The following is a 14352-nucleotide window of genomic DNA, read 5'->3' on the forward strand; positions in this document are numbered from 1 at the left end:
GCCCCCAACAAGGGGGCGACCGTTGTGACGGGATCACAACATAGCCAACTCCCCCTTGAGGAAACGCCGTTCACGCAGCGTTCAGGGAATTCGGGCAGATGTGGCGCTATCGGTCAGAATTCAAAAGTAGCCTCAGGCATAAAGGCCCGCGAAAGCTTCATTCGGTGCCGAACGAACGAGGTCGTACCGGCCACCTCGTGGGCGACCGGTACGACCTCGGCGCACCAGATCAGGAAGCCTGGGGCTTCTGGGCGCTCTTGACGTCGAGCGACGGACCCGCGGAGAGCAGCTCCGACCACGCCTTCAGCATCAGCGGCGGGTGGCTGTCCTTGTAGCCGAGGCGCGCCTGGGCCTGGCCGACTTCCTGGTCCGCCTTGCCGGCCTTGTCGCCACCGTCGTTGTTCTCCGGAACCGAGTAGCGCAGACCGGTGTCGGTGACCAGGAAGAGGCTGCCGGTGTTCGAGGACGACGTGGAGACCTGCCGGTAGAGCAGGCCGCTGCCCGGGGTGACGTACGAGGTGGAGCCCGGGGCGATCTTGGCCGGGTAGTCCTTGCCGACCCAGGTCTGCATGTCGGGGACGCCGTTCGGGTAGCCGAGCTGGGCGGCGCCGGGGTACTTGGTGTTGGTGCCCTTGTAGACGCTGCAGGAGACGCCGCCCGTGGCGGTGGACAGTCCGCCGTCCTGGGGCCCGTGTCCGAAGTTGTTCGCTGCGCTGATGTCGTCATCCGGCCACGGCAGGTCGTAGCCCTGGATCTTCCCCCAGAACTTCAGCGGGTGGTTGGCCTCGTCCGGCTTGGGGTGCACCCGGCCCGTGGCGACCGATACGGGCTTCAGCTCCGTGCCGTCCTGCTTCAGCTTGCCCGCGTTCTGCGGGCCCTGCGCAAGGAGGTTGGCGACGAAGTTGGAGACCTCTTCGACGCCGTCCTTCATCACGACGAACTTCTGTCCGTCACTGTCCTCCAGCAGCGATCCGACCTTCTTGGCCGCCGCGGGCACCTCGGCGCTCGACGTCGTCTCGCCCACGCCCGGCACCTGGGGCAGGGTGATCGGAACGCGGCTCTTGATGAGGGTGTTCATGAACTGCTCGGTCACCTCCTGCGGCTCGGCGGAACCGAAGACGATGCGGCGCAGCGTGTCGTCTCCAGCGGCCTTGCCCTGGGGCGACCTCCAACCGCCGAAGGACGAGTCGAAGGGGAAGGCCAGGCCATGGTGGTCGACCAGCCACCTCTTGCCCTGCTCGTCCTGGACGTACAGCGCCTGGTGCAGGTCGACCCGGCGCTTGTTGTCGTCAACGACCTGCTTGTCCTTGCCGTCCAGGACGAACACGGCCTGCTGGGGCTTGCTGTTGGTGCCGCTGCCGGGACGGTTGCACACCGCCCAGACCTTGGGCTTGTCCGCAACCTTGCGGTTGGGCAGTCGGTCGGGTGCATAGGGGATGCCGAGCGCGGGACCGTGCGGCAGCTTGTCGTCCAGCTCGGCTTCCTTGACCTTGACGACCTCGAACTTGTCGGGGTCGAGAAGGAGCCGGGCCGAGGCGAGATTCAGGACCGGGTGCAGCAGTTTCTGCTTGTGCCCGTTGGACAGGACGACATAACGGGTCGTGGATACATCGCCGACGAGGACATGCGCCCCCACGGTGTCCCACCCCTCCGGTGCAACTGGACTGAGAATTCCGTAGGCACCGAATCCCACCATCACCAGGACGCTCATCACGATACTCGGCACCACCGCTTTCAGCGGCTTCGGGGCGCTCTCGATCGAACCGTTCGGCAGCGGCTTCAGAAATGCCGCATTCGTGCGCTTTCGAGCGAACGAATACGCATTCAGCTCGTCCCGACGTGATGCCATTGTTGCTTTCTCTCCCCGCCTGTTGGATCCACATCGAACCGCCCCCGGCACTCACGCCGTAGCGCCCTCTACTATGCCGTGTGTCGATCGCCCCGTACGGTACGGGTGCCACCTTCCAACGCACCAGTCTCAGCGGCGATCGCTACGCCTAGAGGCCCACATCACCAGTAGAGGAGCAGGCCGGGGGATGTCCAGCGCCACCAGGGCTCGACGCCGCAATGGGCGGCAACAGCAGCAACAGCCGTCCGCTGCACCGCAATATGCGGGAAATGCTGACCAAAACGGTACAGCTCCGGGCAACAGAGAAAATGGCGGCCGGAGTTCCGCGGCCCGCCCGGCCGGTCCGGTGGCACCGCGGCTGCGCCAGCAGGCCGGAACGATCGGCGGGGTGCGCGTTCAGCAGCTGGCCATCATCGAACTCGCCGCTGCGCTGGTACTGGTGGGCTGGTCGATCCACCCCGCCGCGCTGACCGCCGCGATCGTGGTGGCGGTCGTGCTCGTCGTCTTCGCGCTCGGCCGGCGACGCCGGGTCCCGCTGCCGGAGTGGATCACGACCGTGCGCGCGATGAAGCGCCGCAACAAGGAGAGCAGCTCCGCGCTCTCCGCCACCCAGGGCGTTGACCCGGCCTTCGCCCCCGTCGTGGAGTGCGAACCGGCGCTGCGCACCTATGAGTACGCCACCGAGTCCGACCAGCGCGCCATCGGCTTCGTCGGCGACGGCACGTTCCTGACCGCCATCGTGCAGGTGGATGCGCGGGACGAACCGCTCCGGCCGCCCCGCGGCAGCCACATGCTGCCGTTGGAGCTGCTGCACACCGCCCTCGACATCGAGGACATCCACCTGGAGTCGGTGCAGTTCGTGCAGTACACCCAGCCCGCGCCGGCGCCGCACCTGCCCGAACAGGCCGTCGCGGCCCGTTCGTACGCCCCGCTGCAGGCCCAGTCGCAGACCCCGGCGCTCCAGCTGACCTGGATCGCCCTCAAGCTCGACCCGGAGCTGTGCTCGGAGGCCATCGAGGCCCGCGGCGGCGGGCTGGACGGCGCCAAGCGCTCCCTGCTGCGCGCCGCCGACCAGTTGGTCAGCCGGCTGACCGCGCACGGCGTCCGCGCCAGGGTCCTCAACGAGCGTGAGGTCGTGGCCTCGATCGGTACCGCGGTATGCGTCAGCCCGCGGGCGGCCAGCGGGGCCATGGGGCGCGACGGCCGGGCGGCCCGGCGCACCCAGGAGACGACCCGGGCGATGCGGTGCGACGACCGCTGGCACTCCACGTACTGGATCGGCCGGTGGCCCCAGCTGGGCGAGGGCGGTGCGCCGCTGGCGGCCATCACCCAGCTGCTCACCAGCACCAGGGCGATGGCCAGCACCTTCGCGCTGACCGCCACGCACGGCAGCGGCCGGGCTCCGGCCATCTCGGGCTACGTGCGCCTGTCCACCCGGAGCGAGAATGAACTCTCCGCCGTGCAGAACGAGTTGGAGCGCCGTTCCGGTTCCGTGAAGGTCGGATTGGTCCGACTCGACCGCGAGCAGCTGCCCGGCCTGCTGGCCACGCTCCCCCTCGGAGGTACCCGCTGATGGCCTCTCCCACCTATCAGCCCCGCGTCAACACCAGCGGAAACGGCTGGCGCAACCCCCCGCTCGCCGGCCCCGGCGGCGGCAACCGGGTCTCGCACCAGCCCCGACCGGACCAGGAGGACTCGGGTTCCAACGCCCCCAAGCCGAGGCCCGGTTACGGCCTGCGCGGTCCGCGGCGCAGCCCGCACATCCTCACCGCCGAATCGCTGGCCGCGCTGACCCTGCCGGTCGGTGACGACGGCGTGGTCATCGGCATCGACCCGCAGAACCAGCCCGCCGTGCTCAGCCTGTTGCGGCCCACGCCGCTCGAGGTCGTGCTGGTCGGCAGCATGTGGATGGCCCAGGTGCTGGCGCTGCGCACGGTTGCCACCGGCGCGCGGGTCGCGGTCGAGACCGCGCGCCCGCCGGCCTGGGGGCAGATGGCCCAGAGCGCGGGCGGCGGCCAGCAGTGCGTGTCGGTCCACGACGTGCGCCAGATCGCGCCGCAGGGGCCCTCGGTTTCCAGCCCGGTGCTGGTCATACGGGACATGGGCGCACGCCCGCCGCGCAATCAGCTCGCCCCCAGCCCCTGGCAGTCGGTGCTGACCGTGCTGCCGTTCCTCGGGCCTCGGTCTCCGCAGATGCTCGGCCGGGCCGATCTGGTCGGGCTGCAGCGGCTCTCGCCCGAGGAGGCGGAGGTGGTGACGCGCATCATGCGGCTGCCGGAGCAGGTCGGTGCGGTGCTGCCGACGCTCAGCGACAACGCGATGCTGTGGTGCCGCCGTGACGGTGGTCACCAGTTCGTGATGACCCAGCCCACGGAAGCGGAGACCAATCTGCTCGGCGGGCCGCGCCGTATGGACTGACCGGCGTTGCGGGCCGGTTGCCCGCGGAGTGCCGGCGCACTGCGTACGCGGCCGGCCGTGGGCACACCTCATGGGGCGCATCCTCGGATGCGCCCTTAGGGCGTTTCCCTCTCGCCTCTTCTTCGGATCGTCGCGGACCCCGCGAGCACACCAGGATCCGAAGGAAACGCCCCAGGCGTGCCAAAGGGGCCTGAAGACGACATGACACCGACTGCCGTTTTGGTGGGACCCTTGACTAGGCTGTGCGGGACAGCCGCAGGAGCACGGCACGACGGCAGTCGACACGGGGATGGAGACAGTTAGTGTTGGCGCAAACCGGGGTGGCGTGTTTCGACTTCCGCTTCACCCGAACGATCCGCCTGTATCCGGTCCTGCCGTTCAGGTGCGTTGCAGTACACCAGGAGGCACAGTGAACGAGCAGGAGGCTTTCCGTCCGGACGGAAACGATCCTGACGACGACCAGTCCGAGTTCGACCTGACCGGCGAGTTCAAGGTCGATTTTGCGGCGCCGGCCTGGTACGCGAGCAACGACACCAGCGGGGGCGCCGGTGCCGCCGCCTCCCCCGCGGCTCCTCCTGCGTCCTCGCCGACCACACCGCCCGCCGCGGCGCAGCCCCCGGGGCCGGCCATCGGCCAGCCGACGGGCCCCGCTCCGGACGCACCGGTCCCCGGAATTCCGCAGCAGGGTGCGCCGGCCGCCCCGACGCCCGTGGAGGCCGCGCCCCCCGGGTTCCCGACGCTGCGCCCGCAGAACGCGGACGGCGCGGAGCCGGCCGCCACCGCTCCCCTGGCCGCACCGGAGGCTTCCACGGAGCCGGAGACCGCTCCGGCCTCGAACGACGCCTCCGACGGCGGCAACAGGCGCTCCGGCACGGGCACCGACCCCTCGGCGTCCCTCTGGGACGACGACGATGACGACGCGGAACCGGCCACGACGACAGCCACGGCAACGGCGGCCGCCGAGCCGGAGGCCGCCCCGGCCACCCCGGCGCCGCAGCCGGAGGACGTCACTTCCGGTGCGCCCGCAGCGGACTCCGCACCGGCCCCTCAGGCCGCTCCGCCGGTCCAGCCGGCCCCCGAGGCCACCGCTCCGCCCGCGCAGCCCGTGACGGACGCCCAGGGCCAGCAGCAGCCGCACGGTGTGCCGCAGCAGGGCGCCGCGCAGCCCATGCCGCAGGCGACCGCCCAACAGGGCATGCCGCAGCAGGGCGTGGCACAGCAGGGTGTTCCGCAGCAGGGCGCTCCGTGGGGCGCAGCGGCGGAGGGCCAGCAGCAGGGTGTGCCGGGACAGGGCGGACTGCCGCCGCTGCCACCGGAGTTCCAGCCCGCCGACCCGCGGACGGCCCAGGCGCAGCAGCAGGCCGGCCAGCAGCCGCAAGCCGGTCAGCAACCGCAGGCCGGTCAGCCCCAGCAAGCCGGCTACCCGCAGGCCCAGCCCCAGCAGCAGGCGCAGCAGGCCGGTCAGCAGCAGGTGCCGGCCCAGCAGCAGCCCCAGCAGGCCGGCTACCCGCAGGCCCAGCCGCAGCAGCAGCCCTATCAGCAACAGCAGCAGGCGGTTCCCGGACAGCAGCAGCCGGGGTACGGCTACCCGCAGCCCGGATACGGCTACCCCCACCAGGGCCAGCAGCAGCCGCAGCAGTACCCCAACGCGGGTGCACCGCAGCCTGCTTACGGCTACCCGCAGACCGCTCAGCAGGGCTACCCGCAGCAGGGGCAGCAGGCCCAGCACAACTACCAGCAGCATGCGGCCCAGCAGGCAGCGGCGGCCCAGGCACAGCATGCACAGGCGGCCCAGGCACAGCAGCAGGCCCAACAGGCTCAGCACGCACAGGCAGCTCAGGCACAGCAGCAGGCCCAGGCAGCACAGCAGCAGGCCCAAGCCGCCCAGGCAGCGCAACAGCAAGCCCAACACGCTCCGCAAGCCCAACAGGCGCAGCAGGCCCAACAGGCCCAACAGGCGCAGCAACCCCAGCAGTACCAGCCCCTGCCCGGGCAGCAGGCCGCCGACCCCAACGCGGCGGCGAACTACGCCTCGTACTCCCAGCCGGGCCAGCAGCAGTCGCAGCAGCGGGCGGCTCCGGGTGCCCCGCTCGGCTACAGCGCCGCCGTCGAGCTGACCTCCGACCGGCTGCTGCGCAACCAGCCCAAGAAGCGCAAGCCCGGCGCCAATGCGCAGCCGTCGAAGTTCAAGCTGGGCGCGAAGAAGGAGCAGGAGGAGCGGCAGCGCAAGCTGGAGCTGATCCGTACGCCGGTGATGTCCTGCTACCGGATCGCGGTGATCAGCCTCAAGGGCGGTGTCGGCAAGACCACCACGACCACCGCACTGGGCTCCACGCTCGCCTCCGAGCGGCAGGACAAGATCCTCGCGATCGACGCCAACCCGGACGCCGGCACGCTCGGCCGACGGGTGCGCCGCGAGACCGGTGCCACGATCCGTGACCTGGTGCAGGCCATCCCGCACCTGCACAGCTACATGGACATCCGGCGGTTCACCTCGCAGGCCCCCTCGGGCCTGGAGATCCTCGCCAACGACGTCGACCCGGCCGTCTCGACGACCTTCAACGACGACGACTACCGGCGGGCGATCGACATCCTCGGCAAGCAGTACCCGATCATCCTCACCGACTCGGGTACCGGTCTGCTCTACAGCGCGATGCGCGGAGTGCTCGACCTCGCCGACCAGTTGATCATCATCTCCACACCGTCCGTGGACGGTGCGAGCAGCGCCAGCACCACCCTGGACTGGCTCTCCGCACACGGCTACGCCGACCTGGTGCAGCGCGGTATCACGGTCATCTCCGGTGTCCGCGAGACCGGCAAGATGATCAAGATCGATGACATCGTGTCGCACTTCGAGACCCGCTGCCGGGGTGTGGTGGTCGTCCCCTTCGACGAGCACCTCGCCGCCGGTGCCGAGGTCGACCTCGACATGATGCGGCCCAAGACCCGCGAGGCGTACTTCAACCTCTCCGCCCTGGTGGCCGAGGACTTCGCGCGGACCCAGCAGGCGCAGGGCATGTACCCGCAAGCGCAGATGGGCGGCGACCCGTACGCCCAGCAGCAGTACGCCCAGCAGCAGGGCGGCCAGGCACCGCACCAGGCCCAGCAGCCGCAGCAGCCGCAACAGCAGGGCCAGCAGGGCCAGCAAGGCCAGCCGCCGGCCGGCTACCCGCCGCAGCAGGGCGGCTGGACCCAGCAGCCCGCCCAGCCACCGGCCCACTGGCAGCAGCAACAGCCCGCTCCGGACGCTCCCCGGCCGGAGCAGCCGGGCCTGGCGCCTGGCTGGCAGCAGCAGCCGCCTCCGCAGTGAGGCCGGTACGACGCGCGGCGTACGGGCGCGCGCCGTACGGGACGTAGTACGGGTCGGGGCCCGGCACTTGATCAGTGCCGGGCCCCGACCCGTATCGCCGTTCCCGTGTCTCCGCGTCCCCGCCGCCGCGGCGGACCGCGCCAGATGCGCGGACGAGTCACCCGCTCCCGACCCAACACGCCCTGGAATCGGCCGCGTGGGGAGCGAGCGACGGGGGAACTCCCCCGCCGCCGGGGCCGGTGCTCACTCCGCGGCCGCGATCAGCCCCCGGGCCAGCTTCACATCGACCGCCATCCGCTCCAGCAGTGCGTCGAGGGTGGCGAACTTCTCCTGGCCGCGGATGTAGGCCAGGAAGTCCACCCCGACGTGCAGGCCGTACAGGTCCAGCCCGACGCGGTCGATCGCGTACGCCTCGACCGTGCGCACCTTGCCGTCGAACTGCGGGTTGGTGCCGACCGAGACGGCCGCCGGCATCGCCTCCCCCTCGACCTGCAGCAGGCCCGCGTAGACGCCGTCGGCGGGGATCGCGGTGTGCGGCAGGGTCTCCACATTGGCCGTCGGGAAGCCCAGTTCGCGGCCGCGCTGGGCGCCGCGCACGACGACGCCCTCGACGCGGTGCGGGCGCCCGAGGACCTCGCTCGCGCCGGCCACATCGCCCTCGGCGACCAGCCGGCGGGCGAGCGTAGAGGAGAACGGCTCGCCGCCGCCCGCCGCACCGCGCTCGTAGAGGTCGACGACCTCCACGGTGTAGTCGTAGGTGGTCCCGAGGTCGGCGAGCGCCTCGACGTTGCCGGCCGCCTTGTGCCCGAAACGGAAGTTGGGGCCCTCGACCACGACCTTGGCATGCAGCTTGTCGACCAGCGCCTTGACCACGAAGTCGGCCGGTGACAGCTTCGAGAACTCGTCGGTGAACGGCAGGACCAGCACCGCGTCCACGCCCAGCTCGGCCATCAGCTCCGCACGCCGGTGGTGCGGCGCCAGCAGCGGCGGGTGGGTACCGGGCCGGACGACCTCGCTCGGGTGCGGGTCGAAGGTGACGACCACGGCCGGGATGCCCAGCTCACGGGCGCGCTCCACGGCCTTGCCGATGATCAGTTGGTGGCCGCGGTGCACTCCGTCGTACGAGCCGATGGTGACGACGCTGCGCCCCCAGCCCTCGGGGATGTCCTCCAAGCCACGCCAGCGCTGCACTGTGCCCGCTCCTCGCCCGAACTCTTGTCAGTCCACTGCGCCACGTCGGCATGGCGCAGGTCTAAGACTGCCATGCCCCGGGTGGTGCTTCGCGCGAAGGGGGGCTCAGGGGCCCTTTGGTGGATCTCCGCCGGCGGCGGTCCGGACACCGGCGCACCACCGGTCCTCAGCCCCGCGACGCCCCCGCGAGCGCCGCCCGGGCACGGGGCCCCACCACGACTGCCCACTCCCCCGGCGCGGCATCGGCCCACTGCGCTACCCGCCGGACGAAGCCGGGCGCCCGGCACTCCAGCTCCTGCAGCTGCCGGTCCAGGAAGGCCGCGCCCTCGGGTGTGCGGACGAGCAGCAGCGCGGTGCGGTGCACCAGTTCGCGGGTGCGCTCCTCGGGGCGGTGCCCGGCGCCGTCGGCCGCGGCCCGCAGCAGCGCCTCCAGGACCCGGGTGTCACGGCCGGCTCCCGCTGCGGCGGCGTGCGGCGCGGTGTCCGCGTACCACGTCTCCCGCGCCAGCAGCACCTCCAGCAGCTCGCGGCGCAGCGGCGCCGCGGCGGCGGAGCCGGGCTCGGCGAGGACGGCCGCCAGGGCGCTGCGGACCGGCGTGGGGTAGCCGGTCAGCAGCTCCAGGGCGAGCGGGCGGAGCGCGGCGCGGGCGGCCGGGCCGCGCTCCAGGCGGTGGGCGAGGAATGTGGCCACCGGGCGGGCGGCCCGCTCCGGGCAGTGCCCGGCGTAGGCGCGGACGAGCGCGGCGGCGCGGGCGGCGGCCTCGGGTGCGTCCAGGCCGGCGAGCAGCCGCAGCAGCGGGCCGGCGACCGGCGGGCCCTCATTGCCGATCAGCCGGGCCCGGAAGGCGGCCAGCACGGTGTCGGGGTGGTCGGCGAGGGCGCCCGCGAAGGCGGTCGGCGGCAGCTGGGGGTCGCCGGCGACGAAGCGGGCCAGCGCCCGGTCCAGGAAGCGGGGGCGGCTGGCGGGGTCGCCGATCAGCAGGGCGAGGGCGGAGCCGTGGTGAGCCTCGTCGTCGGCCCGGGAGAGCAGACGGAGGGCACCCTGGCGCAACAGGGCGCGGTGGGTCGGCGTGGTGGTGTGCGGGGCGACCCGCAGGCCGTAGGAGACGGCGGCGAGCCGGCGCTCGGGGCGTTCGTCGTGCGCCCAGCGGTCCACGGCGCGGCAGAGTGCCGACGGCTCGTCCTCGGCGAGCGCCCCCAGCAGCTCGTCACCCTTGGGGTGGGCGGCCGCCACCAGGGCCTCGGTGAGTTGGTCGAGCGCCGGGCGGCGGTGGGTGTGCAGCAGCGCCTGCGCGGCGGTCGCGACGGTGACCTCCCGGGGCACCGGGCCGGGGTCCGGGTCGGCTCCCGGACCGGTGCGGCGCTGCAGCGGCCGGGTGTCGTCGAACCAGGCGCAGAGCAGGGGCTGGATCCGCTCGGGGGCGGTGCGCAGCAGTGCGGCCGCGGCGTCGAGGAAGCGCGCCGGGTGGGCCGTCGCGGGTTCGGGGGCGTCCGCCGCGTACGCCGCGTCGGCTGCCTCGCCGGGGGCCGGGTGGACGCGGACCCGCGGTGGCGCGGCGAAGGCGTGGCGAGCGGCCCGGGGGGCCACGGGCTGCGGCTGCCGGGTCCCGGACGGCGGGCCGTCGGCCGGCAGCAGGCGGCGCAGCAGGTCCGTCCGGTCCGCCTCGCCCAGGGCCAGCCGCTCCCAGAACCACGGCCCGAACGCCTCCAGGCCGGTGTGCGCGAACCCGCCCGCCCGCAACGACCGTTCGGTGATCCGGTCGGCGAGCAGCCGCAGCACGCCGGCGTACGGCCCGGCGTCGGGCACCGTGAGCAGCACACCGGCCAGCAGTTGGGCGGCCCACCGCCGACCGTCCTCGGCCGGTGCGAGCGACGGGCCGGGCGCGGGGGCGGTGGCCATCGGCACCAACTCCGCCAGCCGGAAGGCGAGTTGGACCGACCCCTCCCGCCGGGCGAGCCGGAGCAGCCCCTGGACGGCGGGGCCGGTGCGGTGCCCGCCGGGGACCGGCAGCCGGTCGAGGTCGATGTGCGCGCCCTGGAGCCACTCGGCCAACTCCTCGTGCGCGAAGCGGTATCCGGGGCCCGCCGGCACCAGCAGCCGCTCGGCGAGCACCGCGGCGGCCCAGCCCGGACCGCGCGGGAAGATCTCGTCGAAGGACGCCCGGTCCAGGGTGCCGGGCGCGGATGCCAGGCAGCGGCGGGCCGCCTCGTGGACCTGTCCGGCGACCTGGGCGGCGAGCCGGCGTACGGCGGTGCCGCGCGGCGGGGGCCGGTACCCGTCGGCGATCCGCCGGGCGATCCGCAGACAGACCAGGTCCAGGTAGGCGTCGAGGATCTGGTGGCGGTCCGGGGTGCCGATACCGCCCGGGCGGTGCGGGCCGCGCCCGCCGGCGGTGCCCTCGTGCAGCGCGTCGCGGACCTCCGCGAGCAGGCGCAGCGCGAGCGGATGGCGGGCGTCCGGCCCGGCCGGGGCGCCCGGCGGGAGCCGGTAGCGGCCCCGGGCCCGCTCCGCCGCGCCGCTGGGCAGGTCGCCGATGCCCAGGCACGGCGGCAGCCCGGGCCGCGGGGCGTGGGGCGGGTGCAGCAACCCGGGCGGGAAGAGCGCACCGGCCCGCTCCCAGTACTCCGGGCGGCAGGCCAGCACGAGCCGGACGCCGGTGGTGCGCAGCCAGTCGGCGGTGGCGGCTGCCCAGGCGGCCAGCCGGTCCCACCGGCCCAGCTCCGCCGGCATCTCCTCGGGGCCGTCCAGGAGGACCAGCACGGGGCGCGGAGCCGCGGCGGTGAGCCGGGCCACCGCGTCGGGGGCGAGGTCCGCCGGGTCGCCGGCGGTACGGCCCGCCGCGGCGAGGGCCCGGCCCGCGCCGTGCAGCGCGCGCCCGACCGCGGTGCGCAGGCCGTCGTCGTCGGCCCGCAGTGCGGCGCCGCGGAGGTGGACGGTCGGCGCCGGCACCGGGCCCGCGGCGCGGCGCGCGGCCAGCTGCGCCAGCTCCGTGCTGCGCCCCGTCCCCGGAGCCCCGACCAGCCCCAGCACCACCGCTCCGGCCGTGCCCTCACCATCCGCGAAGCGGTCCAACTCCTCGGCCAGGTCCGGGCGTTCGACCGGCCGCGGGCTCTGCGGCGGCTGGCTTGCCGGGTCCGCGGTGCGGGCGGCCAGCCGCAGGGCGCCGGCCGGGTTGAGTTCGCTGCCGTACGCGGGAACCGTGGCTGCGTTGCGCGCCAGGAGTGCGGCGAGCGGGCCCCCGGGCGCGGCCTCGGCGAGCGCGCGCAGCGGGAGGGCGTAGCCGCCCGCCCGGCGTCCGCTGTGCAGTGCGGCGCCCAGGACGCCCAGGACCGCGCCGGTGCCGGCGTCCAGGACCGGCCCGCCGACCGCGGGGCCGCCCAGCCGCAGCGCCTCCCGGCCGCCCGCGCACAGGCCGAGTTCCAGCGTCTCGTCGAGGCGGTGGACCCGGTCGGTCGCCGTGTAGGTCACGCCGGAGACCGGTCCGACGACGGTGCCGTCCAGCCAGCCGCCCGCCCAGAGCCGTGCACGGGTGCCGGCGGCCGGACGGCCGGCCGTGATGGGCAGCGGCACCAGGCCGTGCGGCCGCAGCGCCTCGGTCCGTACGAGGGCGAGCCCGGCCTCGGGGAGGGGGGTGACGGCGCCGGGCTCCACCGGGCGGGTCCAGGCAGCGGCGTCCGCGCCTGCGGACAGGGACTGCACCAGGGGCTGCACCACCAGGGGCTCCGGCCCGTCGACCGCCTGGTGGCTGGTGACGACCGTGCCGTCGTGGTCCGCGAGGAACCCCGTTCCACGGGTCCGCCCCGCCAGATCGCGGATGCGCACCAGCGCCACGTCCGCGTCGGCATCCCGCAACGCCATGGCCGATTCCTCCCCGCCTGTCCCGTCCCCCGAACGGTAAGCAGGCGGTGATCGTCCCTCCAACGCCTGCGCGGAAAGCGCCCCCGTCCGCGCCTCGCTTTCACTCCGAGCGCCTCACCGAACGAGTGAAAGCCGCAGGCAGGCTGGATAGAGAGCAGTCGGAGGGGGATGGTGGAGCGCGGGCCGGCGCCGTTCCTACCGGAGCGGCCCGCGTTCCACCAGCGTTCCCGGCTAGACCGCGAAGACCGCCAGGCTCTTCGCCTTGCCGCCCTGGTTCTCCACCAGTGCCAGGAAGCGGCCGTCCGGCCCGAAGGCCGCGACCGGCCCGTCGCCCTCGAAGCGCGGCATGGGGATCCGCGCGCCGTTCAGCAGCAGCCTGGTCTGCGCCTCGGTGACGTCCCAGCGGGTGAACGCCGCCTCGGCTGCCTCCCCGATCGGCATGACCGGGAGCCCACCGCCCTCGGCGTCGTCGACCGCGGCCTGCAACTGCTCCAGCGTGCGCGCCCGGTCCAGCTTGTACGGGCCGACGCGGGTGCGGCGCAGCGCGGTCAGATGGCCGCCGACGCCGAGCCCGGCGCCCAGGTCGCGGGCCAGGGCACGGATGTACGTACCCGACGAGCACTCGACGGAGACCAGCAGGTCGGTCACCGGGGTGCCGTCCTCGGCCTCGGTCTCGTGCGCCGAGTGCAGCACGAACGAGGAGACGGTGACCGGCCGGGCCGGGATCTCCACGTCCTCGCCCTCACGGACCCGCGCATAGGACCGCTTGCCGTCGATCTTGATGGCGCTGACCTTGGACGGGATCTGCATGATCGCGCCGGTCAGCTGTGCGATACCGGCGTCGATGTCCTCCCGGGCCAGGCCGTGTGCCGCCGTGGACCCGGTGATCTCGCCCTCGGCGTCATCGGTGACCGTGGTCTGCCCGAGCCGTACCGTGCCGACGTACTCCTTCTCGGTCAGCGCGAGGTGGCCGAGCAGCTTGGTGGCCCGCTCCAGACCGAGGACGAGGACACCGGTGGCCATCGGGTCGAGGGTGCCGGCGTGCCCGACCCGGCGGGTACGGGCCATACCGCGCATCTTCGCCACCACATCGTGCGAAGTGAAGCCGGACGGCTTGTCGACGATGACGAGGCCCGCCCGTCGCCCACCACCGCCCTTGCCGGAAAGCGCTGCGCGCTCGCCCCCCTCGGCCGGCTTGTTGCTCTGACGCTTCATTCTGCCGCGGTGCCCTCGTCGTCCTCGTCGGGCTTGCGGTACGGGTCGGCCCCGCCGGCGTACTGGGCGCCCGAGGAGGCCTCGCGCACCTTGGCGTCCGAGGCCCGCGCCTTGTCGAGGAGGTCCTCGATGGTCCTGGCGTTCTCCGGCAGGGCGTCCGCCACGAACGTCAGGGTCGGCGTGAACTTGGTGCCGGCGGCGGCGCCGACCGCGGAGCGCAGGATGCCCTTGGCGCTCTCCAGCCCGGCGGCTGCGCTGGCGCGCTCCTCGTCGTCGCCGTAGACCGTGTAGAAGACCGTAGCCTCCCGAAGGTCACCGGTGACCCGGGTGTCCGTGATGGTCACGTGCGAGCCGAGCCGCGGGTCCTTGATGCCGCGCTGCAGCTTCTGGGCGACCACCTCCCGGATGAGGTCCGCCAGCTTCTTCGCCCGCGCATTGTCGGCCACTGGTCCGTCTCCTTCTTTCTTCCACAATTGTGCTTCCGCCGGCGGCGCCGTGCCCCGTCATCGG

Annotated in this window: 8 protein-coding genes; 3 read left to right on the forward strand and 5 right to left on the reverse strand. The window is 73.4% G+C overall.

Translation table 11 applies throughout. The annotated features are described in order from the left end of the window. Positions 1-229 precede the first annotated feature (229 nt). Entirely contained in the window at positions 230-1849 is a 1620-nt protein-coding gene (locus tag AB0G84_RS23010) for a type VII secretion protein EccB (RefSeq protein ID WP_361323751.1), read from the reverse strand. 346 nt (positions 1850-2195) lie between these two features. Here AB0G84_RS23010 and eccE point away from each other — a divergent pair, with 346 nt between their 5' ends. The 3 genes from eccE to AB0G84_RS23025 all read left to right on the forward strand — a co-directional run bounded on the left by eccE (position 2196) and on the right by AB0G84_RS23025 (position 7577). Next, a complete protein-coding gene (eccE, locus tag AB0G84_RS23015; RefSeq protein ID WP_361323754.1) occupies positions 2196-3422 on the forward strand; it encodes a type VII secretion protein EccE in 1227 nt (408 codons plus the stop codon). Continuing rightward, positions 3422-4267, forward strand: coding sequence for a hypothetical protein (locus AB0G84_RS23020; RefSeq protein WP_361323756.1), 846 nt, complete (start codon positions 3422-3424; stop codon positions 4265-4267). The genes eccE and AB0G84_RS23020 overlap by 1 nt, the downstream gene beginning before the upstream one ends. 409 nt (positions 4268-4676) lie before the next feature. Next, positions 4677-7577: an SCO5717 family growth-regulating ATPase gene (locus tag AB0G84_RS23025; RefSeq protein ID WP_361323759.1), complete on the forward strand. Its 2901-nt coding sequence runs from the start codon at positions 4677-4679 to the stop codon at positions 7575-7577. Between the two features lie 243 nt (positions 7578-7820). Here the strand turns inward: AB0G84_RS23025 and AB0G84_RS23030 are convergent, their stop codons facing one another. From AB0G84_RS23030 to rbfA, 4 genes are all read right to left on the reverse strand, one after another. After that, entirely contained in the window at positions 7821-8768 is a 948-nt protein-coding gene (locus AB0G84_RS23030; RefSeq protein WP_361323762.1) for a bifunctional riboflavin kinase/FAD synthetase, read from the reverse strand. A gap of 166 nt (positions 8769-8934) precedes the next feature. After that, positions 8935-12627 (reverse strand): hypothetical protein, encoded by a 3693-nt coding sequence (locus AB0G84_RS23035; protein ID WP_361323765.1) that lies wholly within the window; start codon positions 12625-12627, stop codon positions 8935-8937. A 231-nt stretch (positions 12628-12858) separates the two neighbouring features. Further along, positions 12859-13842: a tRNA pseudouridine(55) synthase TruB gene (gene truB, locus AB0G84_RS23040; protein ID WP_361323768.1), complete on the reverse strand. Its 984-nt coding sequence runs from the start codon at positions 13840-13842 to the stop codon at positions 12859-12861. Then, positions 13839-14288, reverse strand: coding sequence for a 30S ribosome-binding factor RbfA (gene rbfA, locus AB0G84_RS23045; protein ID WP_361323771.1), 450 nt, complete (start codon positions 14286-14288; stop codon positions 13839-13841). Before rbfA ends, truB begins: the two co-directional genes overlap by 4 nt. Between the last annotated feature and the right edge of the window lie 64 nt (positions 14289-14352).

Source organism: Streptomyces sp. NPDC020742, from assembly GCF_040641675.1.
In the GTDB taxonomy this organism is placed as follows: domain Bacteria; phylum Actinomycetota; class Actinomycetes; order Streptomycetales; family Streptomycetaceae; genus Streptomyces.

Bases quoted from the DNA above. Each gene is read 5' to 3' on its own strand.
- AB0G84_RS23010 (WP_361323751.1), bottom strand. From the start codon at position 1,849: ATGGCATCACGTCGGGACGAGCTGAATGCGTATTCGTTCGCTCGAAAG.
- AB0G84_RS23020 (WP_361323756.1), top strand. From the start codon at position 3,422: ATGGCCTCTCCCACCTATCAGCCCCGCGTCAACACCAGCGGAAACGGC.
- AB0G84_RS23035 (WP_361323765.1), bottom strand. From the start codon at position 12,627: ATGGCGTTGCGGGATGCCGACGCGGACGTGGCGCTGGTGCGCATCCGC.
- truB (WP_361323768.1), bottom strand. From the start codon at position 13,842: ATGAAGCGTCAGAGCAACAAGCCGGCCGAGGGGGGCGAGCGCGCAGCG.